The organism is Martinezella multihospitum (assembly GCF_900094585.1).
Taxonomy (GTDB): Bacteria; Pseudomonadota; Alphaproteobacteria; order Rhizobiales; family Rhizobiaceae; genus Rhizobium; species Rhizobium multihospitium.
Window position 1 is genome coordinate 1435840 of the sequence record NZ_FMAG01000001.1, and the last position, 15612, is coordinate 1451451.

The 15612-nt window shown below is 61.5% G+C and carries 13 protein-coding genes; 8 read left to right on the plus strand and 5 right to left on the minus strand.

The features are described from left to right. The first annotated feature begins 69 nt into the window (after positions 1-69). The 8 genes from GA0061103_RS06600 to GA0061103_RS06635 all read left to right on the plus strand — a co-directional run bounded on the left by GA0061103_RS06600 (position 70) and on the right by GA0061103_RS06635 (position 8673). Positions 70-999 carry an ABC transporter permease gene (locus GA0061103_RS06600; protein ID WP_092708295.1) on the plus strand — a complete coding sequence of 310 codons (930 nt, stop codon included), beginning with the start codon at positions 70-72 and terminating at the stop codon, positions 997-999. Continuing rightward, complete coding sequence (locus tag GA0061103_RS06605) at positions 996-1853, plus strand: ABC transporter permease (RefSeq protein ID WP_092708298.1); 858 nt, start codon at positions 996-998, stop codon at positions 1851-1853. The genes GA0061103_RS06600 and GA0061103_RS06605 overlap by 4 nt, the downstream gene beginning before the upstream one ends. Before the next feature lies 1 nt (position 1854). Beyond that, complete coding sequence (locus GA0061103_RS06610) at positions 1855-2643, plus strand: SDR family NAD(P)-dependent oxidoreductase (protein WP_092708301.1); 789 nt, start codon at positions 1855-1857, stop codon at positions 2641-2643. A gap of 22 nt (positions 2644-2665) precedes the next feature. Then, a complete protein-coding gene (locus tag GA0061103_RS06615; protein WP_092708304.1) occupies positions 2666-3586 on the plus strand; it encodes a polysaccharide deacetylase family protein in 921 nt (306 codons plus the stop codon). After that, positions 3583-5124 carry a gamma-glutamyltransferase family protein gene (locus GA0061103_RS06620; protein WP_092708307.1) on the plus strand — a complete coding sequence of 514 codons (1542 nt, stop codon included), beginning with the start codon at positions 3583-3585 and terminating at the stop codon, positions 5122-5124. Before GA0061103_RS06615 ends, GA0061103_RS06620 begins: the two co-directional genes overlap by 4 nt. After that, positions 5124-6098: an ABC transporter ATP-binding protein gene (locus GA0061103_RS06625; protein WP_092708778.1), complete on the plus strand. Its 975-nt coding sequence runs from the start codon at positions 5124-5126 to the stop codon at positions 6096-6098. Before GA0061103_RS06620 ends, GA0061103_RS06625 begins: the two co-directional genes overlap by 1 nt. Continuing rightward, positions 6095-7096 (plus strand): ABC transporter ATP-binding protein, encoded by a 1002-nt coding sequence (locus GA0061103_RS06630; RefSeq protein WP_092708310.1) that lies wholly within the window; start codon positions 6095-6097, stop codon positions 7094-7096. Before GA0061103_RS06625 ends, GA0061103_RS06630 begins: the two co-directional genes overlap by 4 nt. 74 nt (positions 7097-7170) lie before the next feature. After that, positions 7171-8673, plus strand: a complete 1503-nt coding sequence (locus tag GA0061103_RS06635) for an ABC transporter substrate-binding protein (protein WP_092708312.1) — start codon at positions 7171-7173, stop codon at positions 8671-8673. Between the two features lie 296 nt (positions 8674-8969). Here the strand turns inward: GA0061103_RS06635 and GA0061103_RS06640 are convergent, their stop codons facing one another. The 5 genes from GA0061103_RS06640 to GA0061103_RS06660 form a co-directional block, all read right to left on the minus strand. Beyond that, complete coding sequence (locus GA0061103_RS06640) at positions 8970-10295, minus strand: NtaA/DmoA family FMN-dependent monooxygenase (RefSeq protein ID WP_092708315.1); 1326 nt, start codon at positions 10293-10295, stop codon at positions 8970-8972. Between the two features lie 58 nt (positions 10296-10353). Next, on the minus strand, positions 10354-12018 hold the full coding sequence (locus GA0061103_RS06645; RefSeq protein WP_208603485.1) for a dipeptide ABC transporter ATP-binding protein: 1665 nt from the start codon (positions 12016-12018) through the stop codon (positions 10354-10356). After that, entirely contained in the window at positions 12015-12884 is an 870-nt protein-coding gene (locus GA0061103_RS06650) for an ABC transporter permease (RefSeq protein ID WP_092708320.1), read from the minus strand. Before GA0061103_RS06650 ends, GA0061103_RS06645 begins: the two co-directional genes overlap by 4 nt. Further along, on the minus strand, positions 12881-13897 hold the full coding sequence (locus GA0061103_RS06655) for an ABC transporter permease (RefSeq protein WP_092708323.1): 1017 nt from the start codon (positions 13895-13897) through the stop codon (positions 12881-12883). The genes GA0061103_RS06650 and GA0061103_RS06655 overlap by 4 nt, the downstream gene beginning before the upstream one ends. Positions 13898-13960: 63 nt before the next feature. After that, on the minus strand, positions 13961-15583 hold the full coding sequence (locus GA0061103_RS06660; protein WP_092708326.1) for an ABC transporter substrate-binding protein: 1623 nt from the start codon (positions 15581-15583) through the stop codon (positions 13961-13963). Between the last annotated feature and the right edge of the window lie 29 nt (positions 15584-15612).

Sequence of the window (15612 nt, forward strand, 5' to 3'; positions counted from 1 at the left end):
GACGAAGTTCGGACGACCTTCAGCCTAGCCGTTTGTCGAGGCCCGGATCATCGGGGAAAGGAAAAGGGGATGGCTGCCTTCATCGCCAGACGCTTGATCCAGGCCTTCATCGCCTTGTTCGGTGTCATAACGCTGGTGTTCTTTCTGCAGCGCCTGACCGGCGATCCGGTGCTGCTGCTGGTGCCGCAGGGCGCTACTCAGGCCGACATCGATGTCATGCGGACCGCTCTTGGCTTCGACAAGCCGCTTTACATCCAGTATTTCCACTTCCTGTCCAGCCTGGCACAATTCGATCTCGGCCGCTCCTATGTGCAGAACCTGCCGGTGGTCGAGATCATCGCTAGCCGTATTCCCTACACGTTGGAGCTGGCCGCCGGCGCCTTGCTGGTCGCGGTCGGCTTTGGCGTGCCGATCGGCGTCGTGCTGGCCGTGCGGCGCAAGCGCTGGGAAGCCCGCTGGCTGATCGGTCTGGTGCTCGTCGGGCAATCCATGCCGACCTTCTGGACTTCGGTCCTGCTCATCATGTTCTTCGGAGTCTTCCTGCGCTGGTTGCCGCCGTCTGGGGCGAACGGGCTCGAAAGCCTGCTGATGCCGTCCTTCGCTCTCGGTCTTCTGTCTATGGCGACCTTCGCCCGCGTCACACGCACCTCCGTCCTCGATGAGTTGAGCAAGGACTATGTTCGCACGGCCCACGCCAAGGGTCTGTCGACGTCTCGTCTGGTCTTCCACCACCTCATGCGCAATGCCGCGGTACCGATCGTGACGATCTCCGCTCTCGAAATCGCCAATCTGCTGACGGGTGCGATCATCATAGAAACGGTCTTCGCCTGGCCAGGCCTCGGTCAATTGACCATGCAGGCTATCAGCGCACGCGATTTCGCGGTGGTCCAGGGCATCGTGCTGATCGGCGCGGCGGTGGCGATCCTGCTCAATCTTGCGGCTGACCTGCTCTACAGCCTCATCGACCCACGCATTCGTCTTGGCGGGAGACCGGCATGATCGCGGCCCTTGCCAAAGCAAACAGATTGGCCGGAAAACCGCCGCTGACGGTCGTCTTCTCGGTCCTGATCCTGATGATCATTGTCCTTGCGGCCATATTCGCTCCTCTGGTCGCCCCTTACGATCCGAATGTACAGAACCTTCTCGGACGCCTGAAGTCGCCGGGCACCCTTATCCGCGCGACGCATTTCCTGTTCGGCTCCGATGAACTGGGACGCGATACGTTGAGCCGTCTGATCTACGGAGCGCGCGTCTCGTTGCTCGTCGCATTCGCTTCGGTCGTGCTGTCCGGCATTGCCGGCTGCATTTTCGGAATGCTCGCCGCTTTTTATCGCGGTTGGGTCGAAACCGTGATCATGCGCCTCGTCGACATCGTGCTTTCCGTGCCTGCCATTCTGCTTGCCATCATCACCGTGGCAACGCTTGGGCCAGGCCTGCAGAATGTCATTCTTGTTCTGGCTCTCACACGATGGCCGCGTTACGCGCGCGTCGCCTATGCCCAGACGCTGATTATCACCAATATGTCCTACCTCCGGCTTTCGCGGGCGATGGGCGCCGGATGGCTGCGGGTGCTGCGCTACCATGTCCTGCCGAATATCGCAGGCGCGCTCGTCGTCGTCGCCACCCTTGAATTCGGTCTGATGGTACTGTTCGAAGCGGGATTGTCTTTCCTCGGTCTTGGAGTGCAGCCGCCCACCGCCAGCTGGGGAGCGATGCTTTCGGTTGGCCGCAATTATGTCGCCAATGCCTGGTGGCTTTCCGTCATGCCGGGACTGGCACTGTTCCTTCTTGTTTTGTCCGTCAACGTTCTGGGCGATTTCCTGAGGGACCGCCTCGACCCAAGGAGTGCATAAAATGGTCGATTTCTCGCGGGATTTCAAAGGTAAGCGTGTGGTCGTGACAGGGGCTGCCGGCATTTTCGGTGGTTGGATTGCCAAGGCTTTCGCCAATGCCGGGGCAGAGCTTCTTTTGACCGACTCCGATGGCCCTCGACTTGCCTCGGCGGCGCAAGAGATCGGCGGGAGGCATCTGCAGCACGTGGCGGATCTGACTTCCGATGCCGATATCAAGTCGCTTCTTTCCGCCATCGCCGCGCATTGGGGCTCAGCCGACGTCCTCGTCAACAATGCGGGTATCTATCCGTCCGGCTTCCTGCTCGACCTGACCGCCGAAGACTGGGACCGGATCTTCGACATCAATCTTCGCGCGCCGTTCCTGTTGTCCCAGGGTGTTGCCCTTCAGATGATCGACAAAGGCGTGAGGGGATCGATCGTCAACATTTCTTCCGGCGCGTCGCGCAAGATGCGTAGCACTGTCGTTCCCTATTGCACCTCGAAGACGGCGCTCGACCGTCTGAACAAGGGCCTGGCCCTCGAACTTGCCGAGTTCGGCATCCGCGTCAACATCGTCGAGCCGGGCTTTGCGCCGGGCAGCGATGTCAGCCACCTCACGCAGGAACACATCGACACCGTCGTCGGCAACATTCCCCTTGGCCGGATTTCGTCGCCGGACGATGCGGCGACCGCCGTTCTCTATCTGGCGTCGGATGCGGCCGCCTATGTCACGGGTGCGACGCTGACCGTCGACGGCGGCAATTCAATCGGCTCGCTTGCCGTCTTCCAGGCCAAGAAGAAGCCGCTCTGAAGCAAGGCAGGAGGATAGGAACATGGTCGAGGATCCAGCCAGGACGGCAAAGGGCTTTTCTCCCTTTCCAGCTTACGAGTGGCCGGACGGCAAGCAAAGCGCCGTCCTGCTGAGTGTCGACGTCGATGCGACCGCTCCCTTCCTGTGGGAGCATCGGGACGGTGTTCCGGATCGCCTTGCGCGGCTTGAGATCCGCCGCTTCGGGTTGCGTTCGGGACTTGGCCGGCTTCTCGATCTCTTTGACCGCTATCGCGTGAAGGCGAGTTTCTATGTGCCGGCAGTGGTCGCGGAATTCGATCCTGAGCTGCTTCCGGCTCTTCTTGCGGCCGGTCACGAGATCGGCTTGCACGGCTACTTCCATGAGCTGGTTCGAGACATTCGTGAGGATGAGTTCGGTGCGGCTCTCGATGCAAGTCTGGAGCTATTTGTCAGGCAGACGGGAAAGGCGCCGACGGGCTTTCGCTCGCCCGCCTGGGAGATGACCCCGCATATGCTGGCTGAGATCAAGGCGCGAGGTCTTGCCTATGACTCCTCGCTGATGGGCTTCGACCACCCCTATGAGATCGATGGACTTGTCGAAATCCCGGTCCAATGGGCACTGGACGACGCGATCTTCTACAAGTTCGAGGGCAGCGGCAACGAGCGCTGGGCGCCGGTCTCCGGCAGTGCCGTGCTGGAGGACTGGCTGGCCGAATGGCGGGCGCTGCACCGCTTCGGAGGCCTGTTCACCCTGACGGTTCATGACTGGATTTCCGGCAGGGCACAGCGCATCGCCATGCTCGAAAAGCTGCTGGAAGCCATGACCGCCGAACCAGGCACCTGGATCGCAACTGCGGTCGAAATTGCCGCCCATCATGCTTCTTCCGCAAATTCCGGCCGGTTTTCCGTTGCCTCGGCCATTCCCACTGCCATAGGCGCGCGGCGTTTCGGGGCAAGGCCATGAATGAGACCTGGTCGATCGGCAAGCAGGAGACGCGCAGCAGGCACGGCCTGGTCGCCTGCCAGAACTGGCTGGCGGCCGAGGCCGGAGCTCGCATCCTTTCGGCAGGCGGCAATGCCGTCGACGCGGCCATTGTCACGGCCCTCGTTCTCAGCGTCGTGGAGCCTTGGCTATCCGGTATCGGCGGCGGTGGCTTCATGCTCAGGGCCGACGGCGGTTCCGGGGCGGTCGACGTCCTCGATTTCAACGTCATTTCTCCGGCTACTCTCCGGCCTGACGACTACCCCTTGGTTGCCGGTCAGGATGGGGACTGGTTCGAATGGCCCTCCGTCCAGGGCGATCGCAATCTGATCGGTTACGGATCGATTTGCGTTCCCGGCGCCGTTGCCGGTTTTGCCGAGGCGCTCGATCGCTTCGGCACCATTTCCTGGGCCGATGCCCTGGCGCCGGCGATCGAGCAAGCCCATCGCGGCTTGCAGGTCGATTGGTATGCGGCCCTCGCGCTCGCCACTGATGGCCATAATCTCGCGCAGTTCAAGGGTGCTGCCGATCTCTTTCTTCGGGATGGCCGTGCGCCGCGCGTACCGGAAGGTGGCCGGTCGCTGTTCCTGCAGATGAAGGCCAAGGCCGCATCGCTGGAAAGGCTGGCGCGCGAGGGAGCGCGCGATTTCTATGAGGGCCAGATTGCCGAGCTGCTGGTTGCGGATCTTTCGCAGGGCGGCTCCGTTCTTTCCAAAGCGGATTTGCGCGCCTATGCGCCGAAGTGGCGGCAGCCCGCCATCGGCTCTTACATGGGGCGCCGTATCCATGCGGTGCCGGGTCTTTCCGGCGGTCCGACCTTGCTTGCCGCGCTCGATGAGCTTGAAGACCTTCCGCTCGATATCGACCCGCATTCGGGAGCGACGGCTCTCGCCTTTGCGCGGGCGTTGCGTCGCGCCAGCGAATATCGCCTCAAGCATATGGGGCATGCGGCCGGCGAAAGCTGTACCAGCCATATCAGCGTGGTCGATGCGCAAGGGACCATGGTTTCCCTCACCAATACGCTCCTGTCCCGCTTCGGCTCCAAGGTCGTGGTGCCGGAACTGGGATTTGCGCTCAACAATGGCCTGATGTGGTTCGATCCAAGGCCGGGGCATCCAAATTCGATCGCTCCGGGTCGGCAGCCGCTTGCCAATATGTGCCCGATCATTGCGACGCGCGATGGCCTGCCGGAGCTGGCCCTGGGCGCAGCGGGAGGAAGGCAGATCGTGCCGGCGGTCGCGCAGATCCTGTCCTACGTCCTGGCTTTCGGCATGTCGCTGGAAAAGGCGCTCTTCAGTCCGCGCATCGATGCCAGCGGCACGACGATCAGAGTGAGCCGAACGGCCGGTGCCGAGGTGGCGGCGTCCATCGCCGCCGACTTCGAGGTTCAGGTGATCGATGACACGCTTTATCCGGTCAATTTTGCCGTGCCGTCCGTCGTGATGCAACGCGATGGCGTCAATAGCGGTATGGTTCATCCGCGCAATCCATGGGCGGCCGTCCGCGAGGCGACTATCTGATGGCGGCACCGGTCTTGAGCGTCGACATGCTGCAGGTGTCCATTGGCCACAAGGCTGTGGTCGATGGCGTCAGCCTGTCGGTCCATGCCGGCGAGATTGTCAGCATCGTCGGCGAATCGGGGTGCGGCAAATCGATGACGGCTTTCGCCGTCATGGGGCTTCTTCCAGCCGCGGCAACCATGGTCGGCGGCTCGGTGCAGCTGAATGGGCACAATCTTTCGCGCCTCGATGGGAAGGCACTGATGCGTCTACGCGGCAGCGAGCTTGCAATGATCTTTCAAGAGCCCGTCGCATCTCTCAACCCGCTGATGCCGGTCGGCCGCCAGATCGCCGAAAGTCTCATCGTTCATCGCAAGCTGGGCCACCGGCAGGCATGGCATCAGGCGATCGATATGCTCGCAGATGTCGGCATCCCCGAGGCGGCAATGCGCGCGCGGCAATATCCGTTCGAACTGTCTGGCGGCATGTGCCAGCGCGTCATGATTGCCATGGCCTTGATCACAAAGCCGCGCCTGTTGATCGCCGACGAGCCGACGACGGCGCTCGATGTCACCATCCAGGCGCAGATCCTCGATTTGATGAAACGGCTGCGCGATGAAACCGGAACCGCGATCCTGATGATTACCCATGACATGGGGGTCGTTGCCGACATCGCCGACCAAGTTGCGGTCATGTATGGCGGCCGAATTGTCGAAGTTGGCGATGTCGATGCGATCTTCAGGGAGCAGAGGCATCCCTATACGAGATTGCTGCTGTCAACCATCCCGCGCCTGGATGGCAGCGATGCCGGGCGGCTTTTGCCGACGATCAAGGGGATGGTGCCTGACGCAGGCGCATGGCCGGCTGGATGCCGGTTCTCGACGCGCTGCCCGCTCGCAGATGAAGACTGTCGCGAAGTGCCGCCGCTCGCGCCGATGGCGTCGAGCCGCCGCGCCGCCTGCTGGCACCAGGATCGCATCGGGAGCCTGGCATGACTGCGCCACTTCTTTCAATTCGCGATCTGCATGTGCATTTTCCGATCCGTCGCGGCTTTTTCGGGCATTCGGCAGGATTACTGAAGGCCGTCGATGGTGTCGATCTGGATATCGAGGCTGGACAGAGTCTCGCGCTTGTCGGTGAATCAGGGTCCGGTAAGTCGACGCTCGGCGCGGCCGTCGTCGGAATGCAGAAGGCAAGCTCGGGGCAGATTTTCTTCGAGGGTAGCAATCTTGCGGCCAAAGGTTCCGATCGTTCCACTGCGCGGCTGCGGGATATTCAGATCGTATTCCAGGACCCGGTCTCAGCACTCAATCCGCGAATGGATATTGGTGACAGCATCGCCGAGCCGCTTGCCATTCATGGTGTCGGGACTGCACAAGAGCGGCGTCGACGGGTGGCGGAACTCCTGGAACTGGTCGGGCTCAATCCGGCACATGCCGATCGCAAGCCGAACGCATTTTCCGGTGGGCAGCGCCAGCGCATCGTCATCGCAAGGGCGATCGCACTTCAGCCGAAACTGCTGATCCTCGATGAACCGGTCTCTGCGCTTGACGTATCGATCCGCTCGCAGATCCTCAATCTGCTCTTCGAGCTGCAGCGCCGGTTTGGTCTTTCCTATTTATTCATCTCTCACGACCTGTCGGTCGTGCGCCATTTCGCCGACCGGATAGCGGTCATGTATCTCGGCCGCATCGCCGAGGTCGGGGCGACGGCCGATGTTTTTGCGCGACCGACACATCCCTACACCGAGGCCTTGCTCAGCGCGGTGCCGTTGCCCGATCCGGTCGCCCAGCGCCAGCGACAACGCATCCTTCTCGAAGGCGACTTGCCGAGCCCGGCGAACCCGCCGGCCGGTTGCCGCTTCTCGACGCGATGTCCGATTGCGGCGGCCATCTGCCGGGAATTGCCGCCGGCGCTGAATCTCTTGGAGCGAGACCATCAAGCCGCCTGTCACCTGCGGGCTCCCGCCGTTGAAATCAACGGCACGACATGATTGCCGCCGGTCTCGCCACGAGGGCAGGGGTCTGACTATCGTCATCAATGATCGATCATTTGAGGAACCGGAAAATGAAGTGGCATAAGCGTCTTGTATTGGGTGCGGGCATCGGCCTATCGATGCTTTCCGTCGCGACTGCGGCCCAGGCCGCCGAAAAGCAGCAGGTCGTTGTGGACCTCGTCAACGAGCCGTCGACCCTCGATCCGCAATTGCAATGGAATCCCGATAGCTACTTCGTCTATCGCAACATCTTCGACAACCTCGTCACCCGCGACAATGCGGGCAAGATCGTCCCGCAGATTGCTACCTCCTGGAAAAACGTCTCGGATACCGAGATCGCGTTTACGCTTCGCGACGACGTTCACTTTCATGATGGAAGCGTTCTGACGGCTGGCGATGTCGCGTTCAGTGTCAACCGCATCATCGATCCGAAATTCGCAAGCCCGCAGCGCGCGCAATTCGGCAAGATCGTCAAGGCGGCCGTGACCGGCGATCACGAGGTGACGTTGACCCTGAAGACGAGTTCTCCTGCTCTTCTGGCCGCACTGACGAACCTTTCCATCGTACCGGAACACGTCGTCGAGAAGGTCGGAAATGCAGCCTTCAACCTTCAGCCGGTCGGCAGTGGTCCCTACAGCTTCGTAAAATGGGACAAGGGCGTTTCGGTGACGCTTGCGCGCAATGACGGCTACTGGGGAGCGAAAGGGCCATTTGCGACGGCCGTCTTCCGTGCGGTGCCGGATGCGCCGACGCGGCTGGCCGACATCCAGTCCGGCACCGTGGATCTGGCAAGGGCGCTGACCTCTGACCAGGCCGCGCAATTGCAGACTTATTCGAATGCCAAGGCGCTGCCCGTTCTCACCGAGCGGCTTGCCTATATTCGCATCAATCCGAACAAGCCGCCGTTCGACAAGCTCGAGCTTCGCCAGGCATTAGCCTCTGCGATCGACAAGGAAGGCATTACGCAGGGTATTCTCGGCGGACTGGACAAGCCGCTCGCCGAGATGGTGACGCCGGCGCATTTCGGCTGGAGCGACGCAATCAAGGGGCTGCCTTTCGATCCCGACAAGGCAAAATCGCTGATCGCGGCCGCCGGCAGACCGGCCAAATTTCAGCTGACGATCGGCGCCTTCTTCGACCAGAGGGTTGCGCAAGCCATTCAGCAGGAGCTGCAGGATGTCGGCTTCGACGTCGAGATCGCCAATGTCGATACGCCAACCTTCCTGCAATTGATCCAGAAGGGGCCGGCAGATGGTCCCACACTTGCCATCAGCACTTCGTCCTGCGCCTGCCAGGATGCAGACGGGGCTCTCTATTCGCTCTTTCATTCCGGCAGCAGCTGGACCATCGTTGCCAAGCCCGAGATCGATGCCCTGCTGGACGAAGCGGCGTCATCGCTGGATGAGAAGAAGCGCCTTGCCGACTACGAAAAGGTGGGCGGCTTCATCGCAAGCGAAATACCGACCGTGCCGCTTTACCAGATGGTGTCGATCTACGGGGCGGCCAAGAATCTCGACTTTCAGCCGACGCCGAATGAGAGCTTCTTCCTCAATCGCCTGCGATGGCAGGACTAGCTTGATGGCTTCGGCACGCCAATCGCCCCTAAAAAAGTCGGGAGAGTTGTCATTGCATGGGTGCAAGGAACGGTTCTGAGCTTGTCCCGTCCACCAATATCCTTGCCGCAAGCGAGAGATCGCTATCCCGTGGCGGATAGCGACATTCGGAAGGGTGGGGCCATGATGCCGCTCTTGTCGTATCATGCGGCCACCTTTCCGATCTGTTCGGCATCCGCGTGGAAGACAGCCGTCGCCGGCCGGCATTGTTCTCGCTGCTAGCCTCCGATGGTATGCGAGCCAATGCATACCTTGGATCAGGCACGCTTGGCCGAATTCAACGCACCGTCCACCGCTACATAGGGCGGGAGCTCCAGATTCGAGCGGAAATCGTCTCCGATATAATCAGTGTCGATGATCGAGCGCCGCCGCAGTTCGGGCAGCAGCCCGTTCACCAGCAGGTCCTCCTGGTCCGGATTGCCGAAGCCGTGCAGGGAGAGAACATCGAGGATTCCGGCCCGAAAGCGCTCCTCGATCGCATCGGCAAGCTGCTCCGGCGTGCCGGCGACCGACCAGTGGCCGGTTTCCTGCGCCTGAATGATGAGCTGCCGCAAGGTCAGTCCCTCGCGCGCATAGCGGCGAAAGATTTCCACGCGGCCGCGCCGCCGGTTGATGCTGGTGACCTCAGGCAGGAGTGCCTCAGGCAACGGCTTGTCGAGCGGCAGTTCGGACAGGTCGAGATCGCCGCCGAGCATATCCGTCAGTTTCAGGCGGCCTTGTTCGTAGTCGATCCGCTCATGTTTTTCCTTCAGGCGTCTTGCGACATCCGCGTCGGAATCGCCGATGACCGAGTGGAAGGAATTCATGATGAAAGGGAGGCCGGCTGCGCGCCCGAAGCTTGCGGCTCGACGGCGCAATTCGCTCGCAAAGGCGACGGCATCCTCGAGCTTGGGCTGTGAGGTATAGACCACCTCGGCATATCGTGCGCCGACGGTGACGCCGGCTTCCGACTGTCCCGCCTGAAACTGGACGGGGCGGCCCTGTGGCAAAGGCGGCACGTTGAGGGGGCCGTCGACCCTGAAGTGCTTGCCGCGATAGTTGATCGGATGGAATTTTGCCGGATCGATACCGATCGCGCCGGACGCCTTCCGTTCCGCGGCATTGCGTTCATTGGCATCATAAAGCGCATTGACGATTTCGATGAATTCCGCAGCCCGTTCGTAGCGCTCCTCCGGGCTTGGCAATGTCTCGCCGAAATTCTCTTCGCCAACCGAGGACGTCACGGCATTCCAGCCGGCGCGCCCGCCGCTCGCATGGTCGAGCGTGCCGATCTGGCGGGCCAGATTGTAGGGATAGTGAAAGGTGGTGGAGACGGTGGCGATCAGGCCGATGTGGGAGGTCACCTGGCTCAAGGCGGCAAGCGCGATGATCGGCTCCTGGATGCCGGCGGTTCCGGCAAGTCCCGCCGGGTCGATATGGAGCAGGTCGGCCGTGAACAGCCCGGTGATCTTTTCTGCTTCGGCCTTGCGGGCGAGCTCGACGGCACGCTTGATGCCGGCGACGGGGCTTGCGTCGTTTCCGGCGGAAATGACGCTGCTTGCTCCGGTCAATGTCTTCAGGCGTCGGGGACGATTATGGGTCATCGCGAATTTCCTTGATCGTTTAAAATTCCGGTCTGAGCCGGTGTTTGAATCGTGCTTTTCAGGGCAAGGCCGGAACCGCCTCGAGGAGCGTGCGCGTGTAGCTGTGATGTGGCTTGGTGAAGACATCCTCCACCGCGCCCGCTTCGACGATGCGTCCCTCCTTCATCACGAGAACACGGTCCGTCAGATGATGGACGACGCCGAGATCGTGGGAGATGAAGAGGAGCGATGTTCCGGATGCGGCCTGAAGTTCCGCCAGAAGATCGAGCACCTGCGCCTGCACCGATACGTCGAGCGCGCTGACCGGCTCGTCGGCCACGAGAAGACGAGGCCGCGGCGCAAAGGCGCGTGCGATCGCGACGCGCTGACGCTGGCCGCCGGAAAGCTCGCGTGGATAGCGCTTCAGGAAGGTCTCGCTCAGACGAACCGCGTCCAGCACCTCAAGCACGCGTTCGCGGCGAGCCGCGCCGAAGATGCCGGCGCTATCGAGGCTTTCGCCGATGATCTTCTCGACCGTATAACGCGGATCGAAGGAACTGAGCGCGTCCTGGGCTATAAGCTGCATGCTGGAGCGCCTGGAGCGGCGTGCGTGTTCGGCGACGTTGCTCCAGCCACCACCGTCAAGACGCACCGACCCATGATCCGGCTCTACCAGGCCGAGAACGATTTTCGCGACCGTCGTCTTGCCAGAACCGGATTCGCCAACGATGCCGAGGGCTTCGCCGGCCGCGAGCTCGAAGGAGACGTCGTTGACGGCAAAGATGCCGCCCGATCCGCCATAGCGTTTGACGAGATTGCGGGCTGACAGAATGTGATTGTGCCGATCGATTGCTTTTGCAGGCAAGGGGACGCGTTGCCGTGCGTTCGGCCTGGGGGCGGCGTGCACCGGCTCGCTCTCCGCTTGCGTGACGGATGCGGGCGATAGCCGGAATCCCTTGGAGGAGGCCGAAGGCACGGCATCAAGCAATTGTCGCGTATAGGGATGGCGAGGGGTCTTCAGTATCTGTTCCGTCGAACCTTCTTCGACAATCTGGCCGTTGTTCATGACGAGCACGCGATCGGCAAGATGGGAGACGACGGCAAGATCATGACTGATCAGGAGAAGCGTATGGCCGACCTTGCGTCGTTCGAGGAGCAGATCGAGGATCTGTTTTTGAACCGTCGCATCCAGTGCCGTCGTCGGCTCGTCGGCGATCAGCAGTGACGGCCCGCGTGCTATTGCCGTGGCGATGAGGGTGCGCTGGCGCAAACCGCCCGAAAGCTGGTGCGGGTATTGCGGCAGCCGCCGATCCGGATCGGGGATGCCGACCGATTGCAGCAGCTGCCGGCTGTCTTCGCGTCGATCGGGCCGGCGAAAGAGACTGCGCCCGCCGAAGGCGTCGGACAGTTGCTGCGAAATCCGTCGCAGCGGGTCGAGGGAGACGAGCGCATCCTGAAGAACGAAGCCGATCTTTTCGCCGCGAAGGCGCTGCCATTGCCTTTCATCGAAGTCGCGAACATCGTTTCCGTCGATATCGAAACGGTCAGCGCCGACAACCGCATCCGGGCCGGCGAGACCGATGATCGAGCGCGCCGTCACCGATTTGCCGGAGCCGGATTCTCCGACAAGCGCGACAGCTTCGCCCTTGTCGATCCTCAGATCGATGCCGTGGACCACCCTGTTATCGCGGCCGTCCCGAGGAAAGCCGATCGTCAGATTGTGGATGTCGAGCACCGGGGTCACGATGGCCTCCTGCCTTCAAATGCAAGCTGCCAGCGTCTTCCAAGCACGCTTATGGAGATGACCGTCAGCGTGATGGCGAGACCTGGCCATACGCCGATCCACCAAGCCACGCGAAGATAATTGCGTGCCTCCGCCAGCATCGCGCCCCATTCCGGGGCGGGTGGCTGCGGACCCATGCCGAGAAAACTGAGGCCCGCGGCCTGTATGATCGTGGTCCCGAGACCGATCGTCGCCAGAATGGGTACCTGGGCGAGCGCATGCGGCAGGATATGGCGAGCCACCAGCACGCTGCGTCTCAGTCCGAATGTTCTTGCCTGCTCCACATAACCGCTTTTAGCGATCACGAAGGTCTGTGCGCGCACGACCCTTGCAAAGCGCGGCACAGAGGCAAGGCCGAGCGCGACGATGAGGTTGACCGTGCCGGGTCCGGTAAAGGAGATCAGCACGAGAGCCAAAAGCAGGTCCGGAAACGATGAAATCACGTCGAGAAAGCGCGAGATGGCCTCATCGACGAGACCACGGGCAAGGCCCGACAGAAGCCCGAGAAAGGCTCCGACGATCGCGGCGATGGCTACGGCGCTGACGCCGATGAGGATGGAGTAACGCGCGCCGTAAACAACTCGCGAGAAGACATCTCTCCCGAGATGATCCGTGCCGAACCAATGTTGTGCCGACGGCGGCAGCTGTGCCTGCAAGGGATCGGCGGCGATCGGATTGGCAGCGGTCAGAACTTGCGGCCAGATGGTTGCGATCGCTACCAGCAGCAGGAAAATCGCCGAAAGGGTAAGCCCAGGATTTGCGACGCGCCAATAAAGTCGTTGTTGGCGCTGATCGGTTTCCTGTTCGGGAGACGAGGAGACGCTCAATGGCCGGCCTCCGCATTCTGATTGCGCAGGCGGGGATCGAGCAGAAGGTACAGCACGTCGACCAATGTGCTGAGGACGACATAGATGAAGGCTGACAGGATGGCGACGGCGAGCACGACAGGCAGGTCATGTGCCAGCACGGCGTCGACTGTAATCCGCCCAAGCCCGGGCCTGCCGAATACTGCTTCGGTGATGACGGCGCCAGAGAGCAGATTGCCGACCAGCCAACCGGCGAGCGTCACGGCGGGAAGTGCGGCGTGCCGCAGGCCGTGACGCAGCCTCAGCACGAGGTCATTGGTGCCCCAGCTCTTGACCGTCAGCATGAAGGGTTCTTCCAGTGCCCGTTCGAGCCCTTGGCGCAGCACCTGTCCGATGACGGCGCCGAGCGACAGGCCAAGCGACAGGGCCGGCAGGACCAGCGCCGAAAACGTCCGGTCGCCGGCGACGGGGAAGAGTTTCAAGGTGAAGGAGAATATGAATAAGAGCACGATGCCGAGCCAGAATGACGGCGTCGAGATGAGGATAAGCTCGAGGCTGCCTGCGATGCTGCGCGGCAGCCGCCTGCCGGCCGTCAGCAGGGCGCTGGCAACGGCAAAGACCACGGCGACGACGAGGGCGGCCGCAGTAAGCTTCAATGTCGGCAGCATCTGCGAGAGCACGAGGCCGGAAACATCCGTCTGCAGGATATAGGAACGTCCGAAATCGCCATGCAGAACGCGCTGAAAATAGGTCAGGTACTGCGCCAGCAACGGCTTGTCCAATCCCCATTCAAGGCGGATGGCCGCCTCCACCTCCGGCGTGCGTAATTGCTCACCGATCAACAGGCTGACGATATCGCCGGGCGCCAGATGAATGCTGATGAAGCTCAGTGTCACCGCGGCCCATAGGACCGCGATGGCGGATCCAATCCGCACCAGGATCTGTGATGTCAGGCTGTTGCGTTTCAGTCGGCGCCTGCGTGAAAACCAAGCCGAAGGGCTTTCGTCGAAGGCCGTCGTATTGTCAGCAGTCATGCTCGATCACTCCTCCACTGTCCCCGACTGCTTGCATTGCCGGAGATGTGTTGACGGTACGGTTCACTCGCTGCGCCAGATGTCGTAGGCGCTCTCCGGCAATTGCTTGAAGGGCCGGAAGCTGATGCCCTTCACATAGCTTGCAGCCGCCACCTGGTCCTCGGGCTCGTAGAGCGGCAGAGCATAGGCCTGATCGAGAATGGCGAAGCGCTGCAGCCTCGAATAGAGATCGAAGCGCTTCTTCTGGTCCAGCGTCGAAGCGGCCTCGTTCAGCCATTGCGACAGCTCGGGCGCGAAGGCGCGGCTGTAGTTGATGCTGCCGCCCTTATCGAGGGGCAGGTAGTGATACTCTATGTCGATCGCATCGGTCGGCGTATTGGAATTGGCGATCGAGCCGAACTGGCCGGTCTTGCGCCGATCGGTATAAGTGCCGGCATCCACGAAGACGATCTTGAGATCGATGCCGGCATTCTGGCGTGCCTGCGCCTGCAGGGCCTGCAGCAGGACGTCGCGCTGATCGCGCACTGTCGCCTGCGCCTGGATGACCTCGATGGTCAGCCGCTTGCCGTTTTTCGTCCTGAAGCCGTCGGCGTCCCGCGCGGTCCACCCAGCCTCGTCAAGAAGCGCATTTGCCGCCTTGGGATCGGGTTTATATGCTGCCTCGATGCTTTTGTCGTAGAATTGCGGATCGATCGGCGATGTGATGCCCCATGCGCGGGTGCGTTCTCCGCGATAGACGGCTTTCAGCACCGCATCGACGTCGATCGCTGATATCAGGGCCTTGCGCACCTTGAGATCCTGGGTCGGCCCCCAGGTGACATTGAGGAACAGCGAATAGGGCGTGCCGGTATTGAGCGCCGTTTGGTAGCTGAAGTCCGAGTTGCCCTTGAAAAGGCTGGCATCGTTGCCGGCGATCCCTTCGATCACGTCGACCTGGCCGGAGGTGAGCGCCCCGGTCCGGACCGAGGATTCGGACAGGAAGCGGTAGGTCACCTCATCCAGATAGGCCGGGCCATTGTGAGCTGATGTCTTGGGCGCCCAATTGTAGGCCGGATTCTTGACGAACTGAATGTCCTGCCCCTTGGCATAGCGCTTCAGGACGAAGGGACCGGTTCCCGCGATCTCCGGTCCGCCGGACTTCAGCTGTGTCGAATTGAAAGCTGCGGGCGAAAGGATTTCCAGGCTCGTGGCATAATCGAGAAAGGGGGCGTAGACCTGGTTCAATGTGAAGGAGACGATGTGGTCGTCCAGTGCCTTCGCTTCCACGATACGGGAGACTGGGCCGGCGCTCACGCTGCCGCTATAGGCCGCGTCCTTGAGCTTGGTGAAATTGGTGATGACAGCCTGCGCATCGAGCTTCTGCCCATCGGTGAAGCTCACATCGTCACGAAGCTTGAACGTGTAGGTCTTGCCGTCGTCGGAGATCTTGTATTCGGTCGCAAGCCAAGGAACGTAGCCGCCATCGGCGCTGCGGGCCAGCAGCGACTCATAGGCGTTGCGCAACAGCAGCTTGGTTTTATCCTGCCCGTTGAGCTGCGGATTGAGCGTGGCCGGCTCCGTCTCAACAGCCCATGTCAACTTGCCGCCGCTGACCGGCGTGCCGTCCGCCGCCATTGCAAGGCCTGATAGCATGGAGGTCGCAAGCATGGTGACAGTCAGGCTGAGAAAATGTCTGCGAATAATCATTTACCGATATCTCCTTTTGAGAAATCTTT

Bases quoted from the DNA above. Each gene is read 5' to 3' on its own strand.
- GA0061103_RS06600 (WP_092708295.1), top strand. From the start codon at position 70: ATGGCTGCCTTCATCGCCAGACGCTTGATCCAGGCCTTCATCGCCTTG.
- GA0061103_RS06605 (WP_092708298.1), top strand. From the start codon at position 996: ATGATCGCGGCCCTTGCCAAAGCAAACAGATTGGCCGGAAAACCGCCG.
- GA0061103_RS06610 (WP_092708301.1), top strand. From the start codon at position 1,855: ATGGTCGATTTCTCGCGGGATTTCAAAGGTAAGCGTGTGGTCGTGACA.
- GA0061103_RS06615 (WP_092708304.1), top strand. From the start codon at position 2,666: ATGGTCGAGGATCCAGCCAGGACGGCAAAGGGCTTTTCTCCCTTTCCA.
- GA0061103_RS06620 (WP_092708307.1), top strand. From the start codon at position 3,583: ATGAATGAGACCTGGTCGATCGGCAAGCAGGAGACGCGCAGCAGGCAC.
- GA0061103_RS06625 (WP_092708778.1), top strand. From the start codon at position 5,124: ATGGCGGCACCGGTCTTGAGCGTCGACATGCTGCAGGTGTCCATTGGC.
- GA0061103_RS06630 (WP_092708310.1), top strand. From the start codon at position 6,095: ATGACTGCGCCACTTCTTTCAATTCGCGATCTGCATGTGCATTTTCCG.
- GA0061103_RS06635 (WP_092708312.1), top strand. From the start codon at position 7,171: ATGAAGTGGCATAAGCGTCTTGTATTGGGTGCGGGCATCGGCCTATCG.
- GA0061103_RS06640 (WP_092708315.1), bottom strand. From the start codon at position 10,295: ATGACCCATAATCGTCCCCGACGCCTGAAGACATTGACCGGAGCAAGC.
- GA0061103_RS06655 (WP_092708323.1), bottom strand. From the start codon at position 13,897: ATGACTGCTGACAATACGACGGCCTTCGACGAAAGCCCTTCGGCTTGG.
- GA0061103_RS06660 (WP_092708326.1), bottom strand. From the start codon at position 15,583: ATGATTATTCGCAGACATTTTCTCAGCCTGACTGTCACCATGCTTGCG.